Origin of the sequence: Staphylococcus sp. SB1-57 (genome assembly GCF_017086425.1) — a bacterium.
Lineage (GTDB): Bacteria > Bacillota > Bacilli > Staphylococcales > Staphylococcaceae > Staphylococcus > Staphylococcus warneri_A.
The window spans coordinates 1868419-1883549 of sequence record NZ_CP070964.1 but is presented as its reverse complement, the minus strand read 5'-3'; the positions used below and the strand labels follow the sequence as shown (position 1 = coordinate 1883549).

Sequence of the window (15131 nt, the reverse complement as noted above, 5' to 3'; positions counted from 1 at the left end):
TATATCAAGGCGTCCACTATAAGATTCTTTTTATTTAGTTAATGTAAAATAACGCTAAATATTAACAATTTCTTAATGTTAACGTGGTAATATGTAGTTAAAGGGATGTGATGATATGGATAAAGAATTAATAAGACGATATTTAAATGACGATGGTTTCAAAGCAGTTGCGGTAGTATTTGGGAATAAACGTGTCATTTTAGAAAACGATATCCACGTTGATTATGAACATGAGGTCATTATTTATCCTATGAAGAATTGCACAAGAATTATTCCATTTGGGGCGATATCTTATCTTGATTTATTAGAAAAAAATGACCAGTTTGTTAATTATTTTAAAGAAGTCTAATCGCATGAAAAAAACGCCTTACTCATCATTTGTAAAATGACTTAAATAGAGTAGGGCGTTTTAATATGTTTTCACTAATTTTAAATGGTATTCGTCTGTAAAGTTATCTTTAAGTGCATAAGGTGAAATGATATACATACCGTGGTCGGTTACTGCATTTTGTCTTACACCTTCTTTATAGGCTTGGTAGATAATTTTTGTGCAGTAAGTGAAATGTTTACTTTTAAGATTTAATGTTACTAAATATCTATGATCAGTATTTTCGTAGTTATCTTTAGTCCATTGAGCAGCTTTTATACCGGCACCAGGCTTAGCGCAACGATATATTTTAATCCAGTCATCTTTACCTTCACCAAATCTTGATTTAAATGATTCAAATGATTCAGTGATAGGTTTGTCACCAGGGCCTTCAATTTGCAATACGGTATCATGATCAATGGCAATGCTTGAATGACCAAAAAAGCCGAATAAGACAGGACCTTTAGTTATAATGATATCTCCAGGTTGCAGTTGGAAGTCTTGTTTTGATTTGGACATAGAAGTATCTTCGGCATTAGCAATATTGCTATGCAAAGGTGATAAGGTCAAGCATATATTGAGGATTATAGTAAAAATTAATATGTATACGAACTTTTTATACAATGATTAAAGGCTCCTTTATAAATGTAAAATACATAAAAATTAATATAGTATTAAAATAAAACGTTCAGCTACAAGGCAACTGAACGTATTTTTTCAGGACTAGAGTCCGAATAACAATGTATAAATCAACATTGCTAATCCAAAAATGAAGAATACAATGGTGAAACCAAGATAAGATTCCTTCTTAGATTCTTTTTTAGTTTTAAGCATGATAGCTAGAATGATTGCGCCAGCTATGATAAATATAACTGAAAGCCAAAAGAGAATTGTAAAATGCAAGCTCATTTTTTAACCTCCTATCTCTTTAAAGAAAATCATAAAAAATTGGATAAATGTAATACAGTGTAAGAATAATATTAATAAAGAAAAGAACTTCACTTAATAAGTCCTTAATGGTAATAGCAATAGTAAAGCTAATCATCATAATCAAACCGCATACAATTAATCCAGGCACTAACCATAAGGTTTCGTCTAGGTTTGTATTATAAGTAATAATCACATTAAAAATAATAAGTAATATCGTTAAAATGATATTGATTGCATGTAAAATGTATCGTTTCATAGGTGCTTCACCTCTGGAAAATGCATCTTTGATTTTAAAACTCTTATTCTTATCATATCATTAATTGAGATTTGGTAAATATAGAAATGATATAACTATCGATTAAATGTGAATAAAAAATGAGAAATTAATTGAAGAAATATTAAAAATTAATAAAAAATGTGCAAAATTGAATTTTGCACATTTACAATCTCGAGTTTTCTGATAAGATTAAATACAAATCAGCTATAGATTAAGATAAGGGGGTATGTGATATGACATTTTATGATTTTATTATAGGTTTTATTAATGATGATACACCATTTGGAAGTTTAGCTAACTATATTAATAAAGATCACAAATTCCCAAAAGATGAGAAAAATAAGTATGTTATTCGATCGTATGTGTTATCTAATTATAAGGACCCTCAACTTATTGAAAGCACCAATAGAGCGATTAGTTTATATCAACTAACTTAAGTAATACCAATTTTGTTGGTTTAAAGCATGCCAAACGTCTTTCGTTTTAAAATTAATATCATTATTTTTGATACTAAACGGCTTTATGATGTCGTTATCTAACCAGGTGTTAATGAGCTCATTTGGTACGCCGTCTAATAACATATCACTCTTACTAACAATAAAACATTCCCAATCAAGTGATACATTTTGCGGGTTCACATAATTGTAATCATGAGACTCCATTTTATTTAACACTCCTTTAACAAATGTAAATCTAGTGTTAAGTTATACCCTTTTTATGGTTAGCCAAACCCTATTAAACAGTTAATTTATCAATAAATTGTTGATTTACTAACGGCTTTAGTAGTGATTTAATGGTATTAGATAAACAACTCGTTGTAATCGAATGAATTGTGAATAGTAGTTTAGTAGAGGTGTGAAAATTGACAAAGATTTTATATTTAATGAGACATGGTCAAACAGTTTTTAATTTAAAAGGTAAAATTCAAGGGGCAAGTGATTCCCCCTTAACAGACCGTGGAATTGAACAAGCTCAAGCCGCTGCTCGTTATTTTAAGAATAATAAGATTGAATTTGATGACTTATTTACATCTTCTCAGGAAAGAGCGTGTGATACACTTGAGAATGCTGTACCTAACCATCAACAAAAATATGTTCGGTTAAAAGGTTTAAAAGAATGGCATTTTGGTGTATTTGAGGGAGAGAGTATTGAATTACTTAAGAAAATCAAACAGCCTAAAACGCTTTATGGAGATTATGTAGTTCCTTTCGGTGGAGAGTCACGTTTACAAGTAGAACAACGTATGACAGATACGCTAACTGATATTATGGAACATCATAGTGGTAAAACAACGTTAGCTGTAAGTCACGGTAGCACTATAGGACTTTTCATTAGAAAGTGCTTGGGTTATGAAGAGGGCAGTTCGTATGACATAGGAAATTGTCATATTTTAAAATTTGAATATCAAGATGGACAATTTAATTTTATTGAATTGATCGATCCTACTATATAAAAATAAGCTCGACGTTGCAATTTTGGCAATGTTGAGCTTTAAATGTATCTTATAGCGTGAATCTGTTTTAAATATTTAAATGAATAGTGTGTGCATTGTTCATTTATACTTTTTAATCAAACGCAAATATTAGCTATTTCTCAAATCATAAGATAACCAATGTTCATCAAAGTATTCGTCACCAATTTTACTAGCATTTTTCTCAAAACCAAGATTTTCAAATCCTAGAGAACTAAAAAATACTTTAGCACTGATGTTACTAGAAGTAACGGATGTAAGTATCGTTTCTAAGTTCTTTTGATCCGCATAATGAATAATATAATTGATTAATTCTCTGTTAATTACTTCGTCATTATCTTTTACAAAGTTATTTAAGATGATTGCTTTGTGTTGTTTGCCTACATATTTACTTTGTCTCAATGTTGCAGTTGCAACTAGAACATCATCTTCAAAAGCACCAAAAACATTGATATGACTAGTTTCTGAAGATAAAATTTTTGTCAAAGCATCGTCGGATACGTGATCCAAATAATAGCGATCCCATGAATATGTGTGGTGTTCCCCTGATAAAAGTGTTTTATATGATGCTAAATCATCTAGGGTTAATGTACGTATGTTGTTCATAGTGACCTCCTGATTCAAAGGGTTGATTAATTTGAAGTGGCTAATTAATTACATAATAAAATATTTAATAAAAACTTTCAATAATAATTTAAAAACAGCCAAAAACACTTTTAATAACTTTGATAAAATAATTATTTAATTACTTGTTTGCATATATTATATATTCAGTATACCAAAATTATTGGTAGGATGGGGGAAATTACTTAAAGAGTTAATATAAAAATAGGCACGTTCAACTAAGAACGTGCCTTTCGTATTCAATCTTTTAAACGCTATTTTTATTTAGTCTTCTACTTTAACATTTAAATTAACATCGATATTACCGCGTGTTGCTTTAGAATATGGGCAAAAGTCATGTGCGTCTTGAAGATATTTTTCTGCATCTTCTTGAGATAATACATTCTTCACTTTTGCATCAATATCTACGCTTAATTTTGGACTTTCAGCGTCTGGATCATCTTCTAATCTTACTGTAAGAGTTACTTCTGGTTCTGCATCACGTACTTTGTTTTGTTTTAAGATTAAATCAAAAGCACCATTAAAGCATGATGCATAACCTGCAGCAAATAGTTGCTCAGGATTTGTTGCTTTACCATCTGCTTGTTGAGGTGGTAATACATCTACATTTATCGCATTATCATCAGTTTGAACGTGTCCTTTACGTCCACCAACGTTTGTTGCTTTAGTTTCATATTGAACTGCCATATATGATTACCTCCTATATTTTGTATATATTATTTTTATACCCGCAAATATTTATCTCAATCATATATAAATCTTTTTCTAAGATGTACTAAGCAATCGCGCTTTATGGCGGTTTGATATGATTTGGTTTAAAATAATAAAAAATAAATGATGTATTGAATGAAATGAGGGATTGATATGAGCAAGGTAGATATAGCCGTAACGATTGCGCCTGAAGATGCAACAATAAGTGATTTGTTTAAAGATTTAGAGTTCTATCAAGATAGTATTGATATTATTGAATTAAGGATAGATCAATGGACTGATGTTACAGGAGTTAAACAAGTTATCAATGAGTTAAAGGAATTGCCATTTGAATTTAAAGTATTAATCACATATAGATCTAATTCCCAAGGAGGTAAGGGTCATGTGAATGAAATGGAATATCAAAATGTGATTCAAAAGCTTATTAATGAATCAGGATATGAGATGTTAGACATTGAATGGGATGACAAAAAAGATAAAAATACTTATTTATCATTCATAAATAAGGCACATCAAAAAGGCATTCAAGTGGTACTATCACATCATAATTTTAATGAAACACCGTCATTAGAAGAATTAAAATTCACTTATTATAAAATGCATCAATTTGAAGCAGACTATTTAAAAGTGGCTGTCATGCCAAATGACGAAAAAGATGTATTACATCTATTAGAAGCGGTCAAAGACTCTGCTGATGCTTTAAATCAACATATTATTGGCATAGCAATGTCTGATATTGGCATAGTTAGTCGCACGGCACAGGGCGTATTTGGTGGTACTGTATCCTATGGTTGCTTAAATGAACCGCAAGCTCCAGGACAAATTCACATAGAAGAATTGAAAAAACAAATAGATTTCTATAATAAGTAAGTAGACAATTTGAACAAAGCCTAAATATATTTTATAATTGATAAAGATTATCAATGAACGAAGAAGGAGCGATATGATTGGAACTACAAGATGCAATATCAAATAGAAGAAGCGTCAAGAAGTTTAAACACGATATGACTATCGATGATAATGCTTTATATGAAGCTATAGAAAAAGCTACCGATGCTCCTAACCATGGTATGAGAGAACCTTGGCGAGTTGTACATGTTGCTAAAGATAGATTAGGAAATATGAGTGAAGATATTACACGCTTTGCTTTCCCAGATAGTCCTGAAAAGCGAGCAGATCATTATGATAAAGTGACGAAATTAGGCGGTATGTTGTTGTTGATTATGAAAGCTGATCCAAGACAACGTCAAAATAGAGAAAATTACTTTGCATTCGGTGCATTTGCCCAAAATTTAATGTTATTACTTTATGAAGCGGGTATCGGTACATGTTGGAAATCGCCTGCATATATTTTTGAACCTAAAATACGTAAAGCATTAAATATTGAAGATGATGAAATTTTAGCAGGATTCTTATATCTTACCGATTTAGAAGAACCAATGACAAAAGCTAAACGTAAGAATAGAGATTTAATCTCAGAGTATTAAAGTGATTATATAGAGCTATAATCAAATAAGGTCGAGACCATAACTAAGTCATAAACCATAAAGTGGTTACTTATGATACTTAATTAGTGTCTCGACCATTTTTGTATATTATTTATTGAATGTTTCGTCTAAGAATGATTCTACTTGTTCAGGTGATTTAGCGTTTGCTGAGTGTAAATGAGCTAACTTTTCACCATTTTTAAATACTAAAATACTTGGAATACCCATAACATCATTTTCAGCAGTTACATCTTCTAATTCATCACGATTAACAGTATACCATTCATAATCTTTATATTTTTCAACGATAGGGTCTATCCACATATCCATTGCTTTACAATCAGGGCACCAGCCTGCTTCGAATTTGACGATGACAGGTTGATCGTTTTGGACAGTGTTGTTAAATTGTTCAGTTGTTTTAATACTTTCCATTTATAAAAGCTCCTTTGAAAAAGTTTAGTAAATTTATTATAACGGATGGAAATACTTAAATAAAAAAATAAGCTTAAAAAGTAGAGCGTTTTCTAAAATAACATGATATATTGGATTTAAGAGATAAAGGAGGCAAATCGATGATTAAATTTTACCAATATGCTAATTGTACAACTTGCAAAAAAGCAGCTAAATTTTTAGATGAATACGGTGTAAGTTATGAACCTATTGATATCGTTCAACATACACCTACGAAAAATGAATTTAAAGAAATAGTAGATAAAACTGGTGTAGATACTAAAAAATTATTTAATACGCACGGTGCCAAATATCGTGAATTAGATTTAAAAAATAAATTAAATGACTTATCAGACGAAGAACGTTTTGAATTACTTGCTTCAGATGGCATGTTAGTGAAACGTCCGTTAGCTATATTAGGTGATAAGATTACATTAGGCTTTAAAGAAGAAGAATATAAAAATACTTGGTTATAAAAGTAGATTGTTTCAAATTATAAAAAGTGAACTTTCATTTTAATAAAGTTATAAAAATAGCAATTTACATTTTTAAACCCGAATATTTTAAGGTTTAAAATTTTTAGATAATAGTTGATTGATAATTGCGGGTATGGCATCATTAAAATGTACTTAAAATTAGGAGGGGATTTATCGTGGCAGTACCAAACGAATTTAAATACTCTAAAGAACACGAATGGGTTAAAGTTGAAGGAAATGTAGCGACAATTGGTATTACTGAATATGCTCAAAATGAGTTAGGTGATATCGTATTCGTTGAATTACCTGAAACTGATGATGAATTAAACGAAGGCGACACTTTCGGTAGTGTTGAATCTGTAAAAACTGTATCTGAATTATATGCACCAATTACTGGTAAAGTAGTTGAAGTTAATGAAGAATTAGAAGATAGTCCTGAATTTGTAAACGAATCACCATATGAAAAAGCATGGATGGTTAAAGTAGAAATTAGCGACGAAAGCCAAATTGACGAATTATTATCAGCAGATCAATATTCAGAAATGATTGGCGAATAATATTAGTAAACTCCTCGATCTCGTATCAAGGAGTTTTTTTAGTGTTTTTTAAATCTTTAGATTTTGAAAACACTTATGCCATTGCGAAAGCAAAGGCGACCCGAATGCAAGGAATATATATAAGCAAGAGTACATACAATTTGATGAACTTAGATTAAAAAACATTTATGACATTTGTAAAAATGATATTAACAGTGTAATAAAATGGTTAATTCATTTTAAGTTTTTGCAGTATATGTTTTATAAGCAGAATCCTCGTGGAAATGAATAGTGATAGTTAATTTTCGATTTTTAAAGGGTGAATACTTATGACTATTGTGAACAAAGTAATCATTGTTGAAGGTAAATCTGATAAAAAAAGAGTGCAGCAAGTCATCGCAGAACCGGTAAGTATTATCTGTACGCATGGTACTATGAGTATAGATAAGATCGATGATATGATAGAATCACTTTATGGTAAACAAGTTTTCGTCTTAGCTGATTCAGATGACGAAGGGGATCGAATTAGAAAATGGTTCAAACGATATTTAAGTGAGTCTGAACATATTTTTGTAGATAAAACATTTTGCGAAGTGGCAAACTGTCCTAAAAATTATTTAGCACATGTACTTACCAAACATGGATTTAATTGCAAGAAAGAGAAATCCCTTATACCTAATTTAAAAACTGAAAGGTTAGTTTTAGTGAATGAGTAAATCTATAGAAATAGACGATGTGACAGAAAATTTTGGAGAAGAAAAACATCTTATTTTCGGGTATACGCCAACATGTGGGACGTGTAAAGTGTCTGAAAGAATGTTGGATATAGCAAATGAAATCTTGAAACTCCCCGTTAAGAAAATCGATATGAACTTTCATCCGAAATTTAGTGAAACACATCAAATTATGTCAGTACCAGTATTAATGTTAATGAATAAGGATAAAGAAGTGAAAAGGTTGTATGCATTTAGGTCTGTTCCTTATTTGTTAGAAAATTTAAAATAATTATTGACGAATCTCTACCGTGATGGTAGGATTAAATAAAATTAAATCATGCAAACACTCTTATCGAGAGAGGTGGAGGGATGTGCCCTACGAAGCCCGGCAACCGTCTTATATAGAAATGGTGCCAATTCACATAAAGGTAAACTTTAGAAGATGAGAGAAAGATATTTTAAAATGCTTTCTCAAACAGTCTAAAGTTTTGAGGAAGCATTTTTTAATTTGTATTAGTTATAAACAAGGAGGCATTAACGTGATTGAGTTAAAACAAATCGTGAAACGATATCATACGAAAAATAAAGACGTACTCGCTGTAGATCACGTTGATTTAAACATTCAATCCGGTTCCATTTTTGGGGTGATTGGTTTTTCTGGAGCAGGTAAGAGTACTTTAATTAGAATGTTTAATAATTTAGAAGCACCCACTTCTGGAGAAGTTATTATTGATGGAGATAATATAAGTCAATTATCGAAGTCAGATTTACGTAAGAAACGCCAAAAAGTAAGTATGATTTTCCAACATTTTAATTTACTATGGTCGAGAACAGTTCTTAAAAATATTACATTCCCACTAGAAATTGCAGGCTTATGTAGAGGAGAAGCTAAACGTAAGGCCAATGAATTAATAGAACTTGTAGGGTTGAAAGGTCGAGAAAATGCATATCCATCTGAGTTGTCTGGTGGACAAAAACAAAGAGTGGGTATTGCTAGAGCATTAGCCAATGATCCGACAGTATTGCTTTGTGATGAAGCAACGAGTGCACTTGATCCTCAAACTACAGATGAAATATTAGACTTATTATTAAAAATACGTGAGCAACAAAATTTAACAATCGTGTTAATCACGCATGAAATGCAAGTCATTCGCCGAATATGTGATGAAGTTGCAGTTATGGAAAACGGACGAGTGATAGAACGAGGTCAAGTAAGCCAGGTATTTGAAAATCCACAACACGAGGTAACACGACGATTTGTAAAAGATGATTTAAATGAGGATTTTGAAGAGTCATTAGATGCATTAGAACCATTAGATAACAATGCATACATAGTTCGATTAAACTTTAACGGTGAAAATACAACTCAACCGATTATATCGTACATTACGAAAACACATCAGATTGAAGTCAACATTTTGGAAGCTGACATTAAGAATACAAGAAATGGTACGTTAGGATTTTTAGTCGTCCATATGCCTTTTATAAGTTCTGAAAATTTTGAAGATTTCAAAAATAATCTTCATGAGAAACATGTGAATGTGGAGGTGTTAAGACATGGGTAAGTCAGTTGGAGAAATACTCCAAGAAATGATTACAATGCCAAACGTCCAATGGCCAGAAGTTTGGCAAGCCATTGTTGAAACACTTTATATGACTGTTGTATCAACAATATTTGCTTTTATATTTGGATTGATTTTAGGTGTTTTATTATTTTTATCAGCTAAGAGTCATTCGAAAGTTGCAAGAATTTTTTATTCAATTGTTTCATTTATAGTGAACTTATTTAGAGCGATACCGTTCATCATTTTAATCCTTTTATTAATACCATTTACAAGTGTTGTATTAGGTACAATAAGTGGTCCAACAGGTGCATTGCCTGCCTTAATCATAGGTGCAGCGCCATTCTATGCTAGATTAGTAGAAATTGCTTTCAAAGAAATAGATAAAGGGGTAATTGAAGCAGCATGGTCTATGGGTGCTAATACTTGGACTGTAGTAAGAAAAGTATTACTACCTGAAGCAATGCCGGCGTTAGTATCAGGCTTGACAGTAACAGCAATTGCATTAGTAGGATCTACAGCAATTGCCGGCGTTATTGGTGCGGGTGGTTTAGGTAACTTAGCATACTTAACTGGTTTCACTCGAAATCAAAATGACGTTATTTTAGTTTCAACAGTTTTCATCTTAATTATTGTATTCATCATCCAATTTATTGGTGATTGGGTTACAAATAAAATTGATAAACGCTAAAGAAAAGGGGATAAATCAATGAAGAAAATTTTAGGTATTTTATTATTACTATCTTTAACCGTAGCATTAGCAGCATGTGGAGGTAAGGATGATGACAAGACGATTAAAGTCGGAGCTTCACCTGCACCACACGCAGAAATTCTAGAAAAAGCCAAACCATTATTAGAGAAAAAAGGTTATAAATTAGATATTCAAACAATCAATGACTATACAACGCCTAACAAATTATTAGATAAAGGTGAATTAGATGCCAACTTCTTCCAACACACACCTTACTTAAAAACTGAAAGTAAAGAAAAAGGATACAAAATTGAGTCAGCTGGTGACGTAGAATTAGAACCAATGGCAGTTTACTCTAAAAAATACAAAAGTTTAAAAGATTTACCTAAAGGCGCAACAGTATACGTATCTAACAACCCTGCAGAACAAGGTCGTTTCCTTAAATTCTTCGTGGATGAAGGATTAATTAAAATTAAAAAAGGTGTTAAAATTGAAGATGCAAAATTCAGTGACATCACTGAAAATAAAAAAGATATCAAATTTAATAACAAACAATCAGCAGAATTCTTGCCTAAAATCTATCAAAAACAAGATGCAGATGCAGTGATTATTAACTCAAACTATGCTATTGATCAAAAATTAAATCCTAAAAAAGATTCAATCGCATATGAAAAAGCTAAAGATAATCCATATGCTAACTTAATCGCAGTTAAAGATGGACATAAAGATGATAAGAAAATTAAAGAATTAATGAAAGTTTTACGTTCAAAAGAAATTAAAGACTACATTAATAAAAAATATGATGGTGCCGTTGTGCCAGCAGAATAATGATTGAAACAGTAAAATCCTCAAGACGAAAATGCTTGAGGATTTTTGTATATTTAAATGTTGATTCAATCCATAGTTATCCAATAGCTCATTTTAATATGTTATAAAATAACAATATTAATGAAGCAATGAGTAGAAGTACAGAAGGTAACATGGAATTATGATTAGGCTTAGTGAATTGATTTTTAATAATTAAAATTAAAGATATTAATATTAATAAAGTTGCTAATAAATGAATGATCAATACTAACATTAAACCACTCCTTTCTTGCAAGCATAACATAATGAAAAAGGCATTATTTTCATAATAAACACTCAATTAATATAAATTTTTTGATAATAAATGTTTATATAGTACGAATAGTGGTATAAATTAATCATAATAACTTACAAAATAAATTCTAGGAGGAATTCATCATGGCTGAAGATAAATTCGAACAAGCAAAAGGTAATGTAAAAGAAACTGTAGGTAACGTAACTGATAATGAAAACCTTGAAAAAGAAGGTAAAGAAGATAAAGCTTCTGGTAAAGTTAAAGAAGCAGTAAATAACGTTATCGACAAAGTAAAAGGTAACAAAGAATAATTATTAAATAATCAAAAGGCTCTCATACACCAAAGTGTTTGAGAGCCTTTCTTTTTATATTTGTTCTTCATTTTTAGCAGTTATTTGTCCTAAGACATAGCTAACGATAAAGCCAATAATTAAAGTGACAATTGAAATGATCCATGTCAAAGCGGAATGAGGTAAACCTGGATAAACGGCAAATATAGATCCAATAACGAAGCCTATAATTAATGCAAATGTCATGGTTGTATGATGATGTAACAAGTATTGGATTAATTTACTTGAAACTAAGAATCCAGTTAGGATACCTAAACCTACAATTAAAAGTATGGGTAAAGCGTTGAAATTAAATTTAACTAATTCAGATATAGCAAACATTACAGTACCATAAGCACCAAATATAAGTAACATAAATGAACCAGAGATTCCTGGTAAGAGCATTGCACTAGAAGCGCATATACCTGCAATATAATATTTAATAATAAGACTAGTAGATAAAGATAATGTTTCTCCTGTGTGCTTGTCTCCACCATTAAGTAAAGTCATAATCACTAATATTGCGATGCCAACCAAAACTACAATGTAATGCTTTGCTTTGAAAGTAGATTTAAAACGTGACACTTTAAGAAGGTAAGGAATGATACCGATGATTAAACCAGTAAAAAAGAACATCGTTGGAATTTCATGTGTACTAAGTAAATAGTTAAATAGATTACTTAATATACCGATTGCTAAAAGCATTCCTATTATAATAGGTAATAAAAATTTCAAACTAGGCCAAAATCTTCTAGAAAATAAGCCACTGATGGAACTAATAAAACCATCATAAATGCCAAGTAAAAGTGCTATAGTACCACCACTAACACCAGGTACTAAATCACTCGTACCCATACCAAAACCTTTTAATACATTAATCCATTTAAAGTTTTTCATTAATGTCTCCTTTCTTAACCCTAAAAGGTTAAAGTGTATAATAACATAATTCATTGGTTTGGGTTAAATAAAACAACTATTTGTCTAAAAATGTCTATTGAGAAAGATGCATATTTCGTTATCATTTGAAATAACTAAAAACAATAGATGAAAATCGTTTTTTGAAAAGAATAACTCTAATTTACGGTTTTAAAAAGTTTATATTCTCCTGTAAGTACGTTATAATGAACAGGATTGAAAATTCCAAAGGCTTTTTGACTACAGATTAAAATTATTATAAACTAGTTAAGAAAACTTTATATTTTATGGAGGGAATATAAATGTCATCAACATTAGAAATTAAAGACCTACACGTGTCTATTGACGATAAAGAAATTTTAAAAGGTGTTAATTTAACAATTAATACTGGGGAAATTCATGCCATTATGGGACCAAATGGTACTGGTAAATCAACGTTATCATCTGCAATTATGGGTCATCCAAGCTATGAGGTAACACAAGGTGAAGTGTTACTTGATGGTGTTAACATTTTAGAATTAGAAGTTGATGAAAGAGCTAAAGCAGGATTATTCTTAGCAATGCAATATCCTTCTGAAATTACAGGTGTTACTAACGCTGATTTCATGCGTTCAGCAATCAATGCTAAACGTGAAGAAGGACAAGGAATCAACTTAATGCAATTTATTAAAAAATTGGATAAAGAAATGGATTTCTTAGATATTGACCAAGATATGGCACAACGTTATCTAAATGAAGGTTTCTCAGGCGGAGAGAAAAAACGTAATGAAATCCTACAATTGATGATGTTAGAACCTAAATTTGCAATTTTAGATGAAATTGACTCAGGTTTAGATATCGATGCGTTAAAAGTAGTATCTAAAGGTATTAATCAAATGCGTGGAGAAGATTTCGGTGCATTAATGATTACTCACTATCAACGTTTATTAAATTATATTACACCAGACAAAGTACATGTTATGTATGGAGGTAAAGTAGTTAAATCTGGTGGACCAGAGTTAGCGAAACGCCTTGAAGAAGAAGGTTACGAATGGGTTAAAGAAGAATTTGGTGCAGCTGAATAATCGATATTGATACATCGATTGTAAGCTCGTTGAGATGTTCGTATAAATGATGAAACTGAACATTGACTTATTAATACTATTTCATCAAGTGGGAGGATAAGAGTTATGACAACTGAAACTTTGAACATTTCTGAAGAACAACTTGTTGATTATTCAAAAGCGCACAATGAACCTTCTTGGATGACAGAATTACGTAAAAAAGCGTTGAAATTAACAGAAACTTTAGAAATGCCAAAACCTGATAAAACAAAATTAAGAAAATGGGACTTTGATAGTTTTAAACAACATCACACTGAAGGTAGTGTATATCAAAGTTTAGAAGAATTACCTGAATCAGTTAAGAAGATTATCGATGTTGAAAATACTGAAAACTTAGTTATTCAACATAATAATGATTTAGCGTATACACAAGTTTCTGAACAAGCTAAAAATGATGGTGTCATTATTGAAGGTTTATCAGAAGCACTTGTTAATCATAGTGATTTAGTTCAAAAATATTATATGACAGATGCTGTAAATGTTGATGAACATCGTTTAACGGCTTTACACACTGCTTTAGTGAATGGTGGCGTATTCGTATACGTACCTAAGAATGTAGTCGTTGAGCATCCGGTACAATATGTTGTGTTACATGATGATGAAAGTACAAGTTTTTATAATCATGTCATCATAGTTACTGAGCAAAGTGCAGAAGTAACTTATGTCGAAAACTATTTATCAAATGCAAGCGGTGAAGGAAATCAAATTAATATCGTTTCTGAAGTTATCGCAGGTGCAAATTCTAATATCACATATGGTTCAGTAGACTATTTAGATAAAGGATTTACTGGACATATTATTAGAAGAGGTACTACTGAAGCGGATGCATCAATTAATTGGGCTTTAGGATTAATGAATGAAGGAAGCCAAATTATTGATAATACAACTAACTTAATGGGTGATCGTTCAACAAGTGAACTTAAATCAGTTGTAGTCGGTACTGGCGATCAAAAAATCAATTTAACTTCTAAAATTGTCCAATATGGTAAAGAGACAGATGGCTATATCTTAAAACATGGTGTAATGAAAGAAAATGCATCTTCTGTATTTAACGGTATTGGCTACATCAAACATGGTGGTACTAAATCAATTGCTAACCAAGAATCACGTGTATTAATGCTTTCTGAAAATGCACGAGGAGATGCTAACCCAATTTTATTAATTGATGAAGATGATGTAGAAGCAGGACACGCAGCATCTGTAGGTCGTGTAGATCCAGAACAACTATACTACTTAATGAGCCGTGGTATTTCTAGAAGAGAAGCTGAACGCTTAGTTATCCATGGATTCTTAGACCCAGTTGTTAGAGAATTGCCAATTGAAGACGTAAAACGTCAATTAAGAGAAGTTATTGAGCTTAAAGTATCTAAGTAAACATACAAAT

At 31.0% G+C, this 15131-nt stretch carries 23 protein-coding genes and 1 riboswitch; of the genes, 15 read left to right on the top strand and 8 right to left on the bottom strand.

The window, feature by feature from the left end; translation table 11 throughout:
• The first annotated feature begins 115 nt into the window (after positions 1 to 115).
• A complete protein-coding gene (locus JX000_RS09335; RefSeq protein WP_206140651.1) occupies positions 116 to 349 on the top strand; it encodes a hypothetical protein in 234 nt (77 codons plus the stop codon).
• 60 nt (positions 350 to 409) lie between these two features.
• Here the strand turns inward: JX000_RS09335 and lnsA are convergent, their stop codons facing one another.
• The 3 genes from lnsA to tsaA form a co-directional block, all read right to left on the bottom strand.
• Complete coding sequence (lnsA, locus tag JX000_RS09330; RefSeq protein ID WP_124228473.1) at positions 410 to 991, bottom strand: lipoprotein N-acylation protein LnsA; 582 nt, start codon at positions 989 to 991, stop codon at positions 410 to 412.
• Positions 992 to 1090: 99 nt separating this feature from the next.
• Complete coding sequence (tsaT, locus tag JX000_RS09325; RefSeq protein WP_124228472.1) at positions 1091 to 1276, bottom strand: type II toxin-antitoxin system toxin TsaT; 186 nt, start codon at positions 1274 to 1276, stop codon at positions 1091 to 1093.
• Positions 1277 to 1295: 19 nt separating this feature from the next.
• Positions 1296 to 1553 (bottom strand): type II toxin-antitoxin system antitoxin TsaA, encoded by a 258-nt coding sequence (gene tsaA / locus JX000_RS09320; RefSeq protein WP_002450867.1) that lies wholly within the window; start codon positions 1551 to 1553, stop codon positions 1296 to 1298.
• A 254-nt stretch (positions 1554 to 1807) separates the two neighbouring features.
• Here tsaA and JX000_RS09315 point away from each other — a divergent pair, with 254 nt between their 5' ends.
• Positions 1808 to 2011 carry a sterile alpha motif-like domain-containing protein gene (locus tag JX000_RS09315; RefSeq protein WP_002450866.1) on the top strand — a complete coding sequence of 68 codons (204 nt, stop codon included), beginning with the start codon at positions 1808 to 1810 and terminating at the stop codon, positions 2009 to 2011.
• On the opposite strand, the gene JX000_RS09310 is transcribed toward JX000_RS09315, so the two are convergent.
• Entirely contained in the window at positions 2003 to 2236 is a 234-nt protein-coding gene (locus JX000_RS09310) for a hypothetical protein (protein WP_002450865.1), read from the bottom strand. The genes JX000_RS09315 and JX000_RS09310 overlap by 9 nt on opposite strands.
• A gap of 200 nt (positions 2237 to 2436) precedes the next feature.
• On the opposite strand from JX000_RS09310, the gene JX000_RS09305 reads away from it, so the two are divergent.
• Entirely contained in the window at positions 2437 to 3027 is a 591-nt protein-coding gene (locus JX000_RS09305; protein ID WP_206140650.1) for a histidine phosphatase family protein, read from the top strand.
• Between the two features lie 129 nt (positions 3028 to 3156).
• Here the strand turns inward: JX000_RS09305 and JX000_RS09300 are convergent, their stop codons facing one another.
• Positions 3157 to 3651, bottom strand: a complete 495-nt coding sequence (locus tag JX000_RS09300) for a GNAT family N-acetyltransferase (protein ID WP_002450863.1) — start codon at positions 3649 to 3651, stop codon at positions 3157 to 3159.
• Between the two features lie 282 nt (positions 3652 to 3933).
• Positions 3934 to 4356 (bottom strand): organic hydroperoxide resistance protein, encoded by a 423-nt coding sequence (locus tag JX000_RS09295; RefSeq protein WP_002450862.1) that lies wholly within the window; start codon positions 4354 to 4356, stop codon positions 3934 to 3936.
• Between the two features lie 177 nt (positions 4357 to 4533).
• On the opposite strand from JX000_RS09295, the gene aroD reads away from it, so the two are divergent.
• Entirely contained in the window at positions 4534 to 5250 is a 717-nt protein-coding gene (aroD, locus tag JX000_RS09290; protein WP_002450861.1) for a type I 3-dehydroquinate dehydratase, read from the top strand.
• A gap of 77 nt (positions 5251 to 5327) precedes the next feature.
• A complete protein-coding gene (locus JX000_RS09285; RefSeq protein ID WP_002465937.1) occupies positions 5328 to 5867 on the top strand; it encodes a nitroreductase family protein in 540 nt (179 codons plus the stop codon).
• Positions 5868 to 5975: 108 nt separating this feature from the next.
• Here JX000_RS09285 and JX000_RS09280 read toward each other — a convergent pair whose 3' ends face one another.
• Positions 5976 to 6299: a thioredoxin family protein gene (locus JX000_RS09280; RefSeq protein WP_002450859.1), complete on the bottom strand. Its 324-nt coding sequence runs from the start codon at positions 6297 to 6299 to the stop codon at positions 5976 to 5978.
• A 140-nt stretch (positions 6300 to 6439) separates the two neighbouring features.
• Between JX000_RS09280 and JX000_RS09275 the strand changes: the two genes are divergently transcribed.
• From JX000_RS09275 to JX000_RS09240, 8 genes are all read left to right on the top strand, one after another.
• Positions 6440 to 6793 carry an arsenate reductase family protein gene (locus JX000_RS09275; RefSeq protein ID WP_002450858.1) on the top strand — a complete coding sequence of 118 codons (354 nt, stop codon included), beginning with the start codon at positions 6440 to 6442 and terminating at the stop codon, positions 6791 to 6793.
• A gap of 176 nt (positions 6794 to 6969) precedes the next feature.
• Complete coding sequence (gene gcvH / locus JX000_RS09270) at positions 6970 to 7350, top strand: glycine cleavage system protein GcvH (protein ID WP_002450857.1); 381 nt, start codon at positions 6970 to 6972, stop codon at positions 7348 to 7350.
• A 308-nt stretch (positions 7351 to 7658) separates the two neighbouring features.
• Positions 7659 to 8045 carry a toprim domain-containing protein gene (locus JX000_RS09265; RefSeq protein ID WP_002450856.1) on the top strand — a complete coding sequence of 129 codons (387 nt, stop codon included), beginning with the start codon at positions 7659 to 7661 and terminating at the stop codon, positions 8043 to 8045.
• Positions 8038 to 8334 (top strand): thioredoxin family protein, encoded by a 297-nt coding sequence (locus tag JX000_RS09260; RefSeq protein ID WP_002450855.1) that lies wholly within the window; start codon positions 8038 to 8040, stop codon positions 8332 to 8334. Before JX000_RS09265 ends, JX000_RS09260 begins: the two co-directional genes overlap by 8 nt.
• A 57-nt stretch (positions 8335 to 8391) precedes the next feature.
• A riboswitch (SAM riboswitch) is annotated at positions 8392 to 8494 on the top strand.
• A 90-nt stretch (positions 8495 to 8584) separates the two neighbouring features.
• Positions 8585 to 9610, top strand: coding sequence for a methionine ABC transporter ATP-binding protein (locus tag JX000_RS09255; RefSeq protein WP_206140649.1), 1026 nt, complete (start codon positions 8585 to 8587; stop codon positions 9608 to 9610).
• Positions 9603 to 10298 (top strand): methionine ABC transporter permease, encoded by a 696-nt coding sequence (locus JX000_RS09250; protein WP_002450853.1) that lies wholly within the window; start codon positions 9603 to 9605, stop codon positions 10296 to 10298. The genes JX000_RS09255 and JX000_RS09250 overlap by 8 nt, the downstream gene beginning before the upstream one ends.
• Positions 10299 to 10316: 18 nt before the next feature.
• The gene (locus JX000_RS09245; protein WP_002467439.1) at positions 10317 to 11126 is read left to right on the top strand and encodes a MetQ/NlpA family ABC transporter substrate-binding protein; all 810 of its coding nucleotides are present in this window, start codon (positions 10317 to 10319) and stop codon (positions 11124 to 11126) included.
• A 414-nt stretch (positions 11127 to 11540) separates the two neighbouring features.
• On the top strand, positions 11541 to 11711 hold the full coding sequence (locus JX000_RS09240) for a CsbD family protein (protein WP_171001918.1): 171 nt from the start codon (positions 11541 to 11543) through the stop codon (positions 11709 to 11711).
• Positions 11712 to 11765: 54 nt separating this feature from the next.
• On the opposite strand, the gene popT is transcribed toward JX000_RS09240, so the two are convergent.
• Complete coding sequence (gene popT, locus JX000_RS09235; protein WP_075778054.1) at positions 11766 to 12626, bottom strand: polyprenyl-phosphate transporter PopT; 861 nt, start codon at positions 12624 to 12626, stop codon at positions 11766 to 11768.
• 320 nt (positions 12627 to 12946) lie between these two features.
• Here popT and sufC point away from each other — a divergent pair, with 320 nt between their 5' ends.
• Together sufC and sufD are read left to right on the top strand one after the other, a co-directional pair.
• The gene (gene sufC, locus JX000_RS09230) at positions 12947 to 13708 is read left to right on the top strand and encodes a Fe-S cluster assembly ATPase SufC (RefSeq protein ID WP_206140648.1); all 762 of its coding nucleotides are present in this window, start codon (positions 12947 to 12949) and stop codon (positions 13706 to 13708) included.
• Positions 13709 to 13813: 105 nt separating this feature from the next.
• Positions 13814 to 15121 (top strand): Fe-S cluster assembly protein SufD, encoded by a 1308-nt coding sequence (sufD, locus tag JX000_RS09225; RefSeq protein ID WP_124228468.1) that lies wholly within the window; start codon positions 13814 to 13816, stop codon positions 15119 to 15121.
• Positions 15122 to 15131 lie beyond the last annotated feature (10 nt).

Coding starts and splice junctions, on each gene's coding strand:
- JX000_RS09335 (WP_206140651.1), top strand. CDS start 116: ATGGATAAAGAATTAATAAGACGATATTTAAATGACGATGGTTTCAAA.
- tsaT (WP_124228472.1), bottom strand. CDS start 1,276: ATGAGCTTGCATTTTACAATTCTCTTTTGGCTTTCAGTTATATTTATC.
- tsaA (WP_002450867.1), bottom strand. CDS start 1,553: ATGAAACGATACATTTTACATGCAATCAATATCATTTTAACGATATTA.
- JX000_RS09315 (WP_002450866.1), top strand. CDS start 1,808: ATGACATTTTATGATTTTATTATAGGTTTTATTAATGATGATACACCA.
- JX000_RS09310 (WP_002450865.1), bottom strand. CDS start 2,236: ATGGAGTCTCATGATTACAATTATGTGAACCCGCAAAATGTATCACTT.
- JX000_RS09300 (WP_002450863.1), bottom strand. CDS start 3,651: ATGAACAACATACGTACATTAACCCTAGATGATTTAGCATCATATAAA.
- JX000_RS09295 (WP_002450862.1), bottom strand. CDS start 4,356: ATGGCAGTTCAATATGAAACTAAAGCAACAAACGTTGGTGGACGTAAA.
- aroD (WP_002450861.1), top strand. CDS start 4,534: ATGAGCAAGGTAGATATAGCCGTAACGATTGCGCCTGAAGATGCAACA.
- JX000_RS09280 (WP_002450859.1), bottom strand. CDS start 6,299: ATGGAAAGTATTAAAACAACTGAACAATTTAACAACACTGTCCAAAAC.
- JX000_RS09275 (WP_002450858.1), top strand. CDS start 6,440: ATGATTAAATTTTACCAATATGCTAATTGTACAACTTGCAAAAAAGCA.
- JX000_RS09265 (WP_002450856.1), top strand. CDS start 7,659: ATGACTATTGTGAACAAAGTAATCATTGTTGAAGGTAAATCTGATAAA.
- JX000_RS09260 (WP_002450855.1), top strand. CDS start 8,038: ATGAGTAAATCTATAGAAATAGACGATGTGACAGAAAATTTTGGAGAA.
- JX000_RS09250 (WP_002450853.1), top strand. CDS start 9,603: ATGGGTAAGTCAGTTGGAGAAATACTCCAAGAAATGATTACAATGCCA.
- JX000_RS09245 (WP_002467439.1), top strand. CDS start 10,317: ATGAAGAAAATTTTAGGTATTTTATTATTACTATCTTTAACCGTAGCA.
- popT (WP_075778054.1), bottom strand. CDS start 12,626: ATGAAAAACTTTAAATGGATTAATGTATTAAAAGGTTTTGGTATGGGT.
- sufC (WP_206140648.1), top strand. CDS start 12,947: ATGTCATCAACATTAGAAATTAAAGACCTACACGTGTCTATTGACGAT.
- sufD (WP_124228468.1), top strand. CDS start 13,814: ATGACAACTGAAACTTTGAACATTTCTGAAGAACAACTTGTTGATTAT.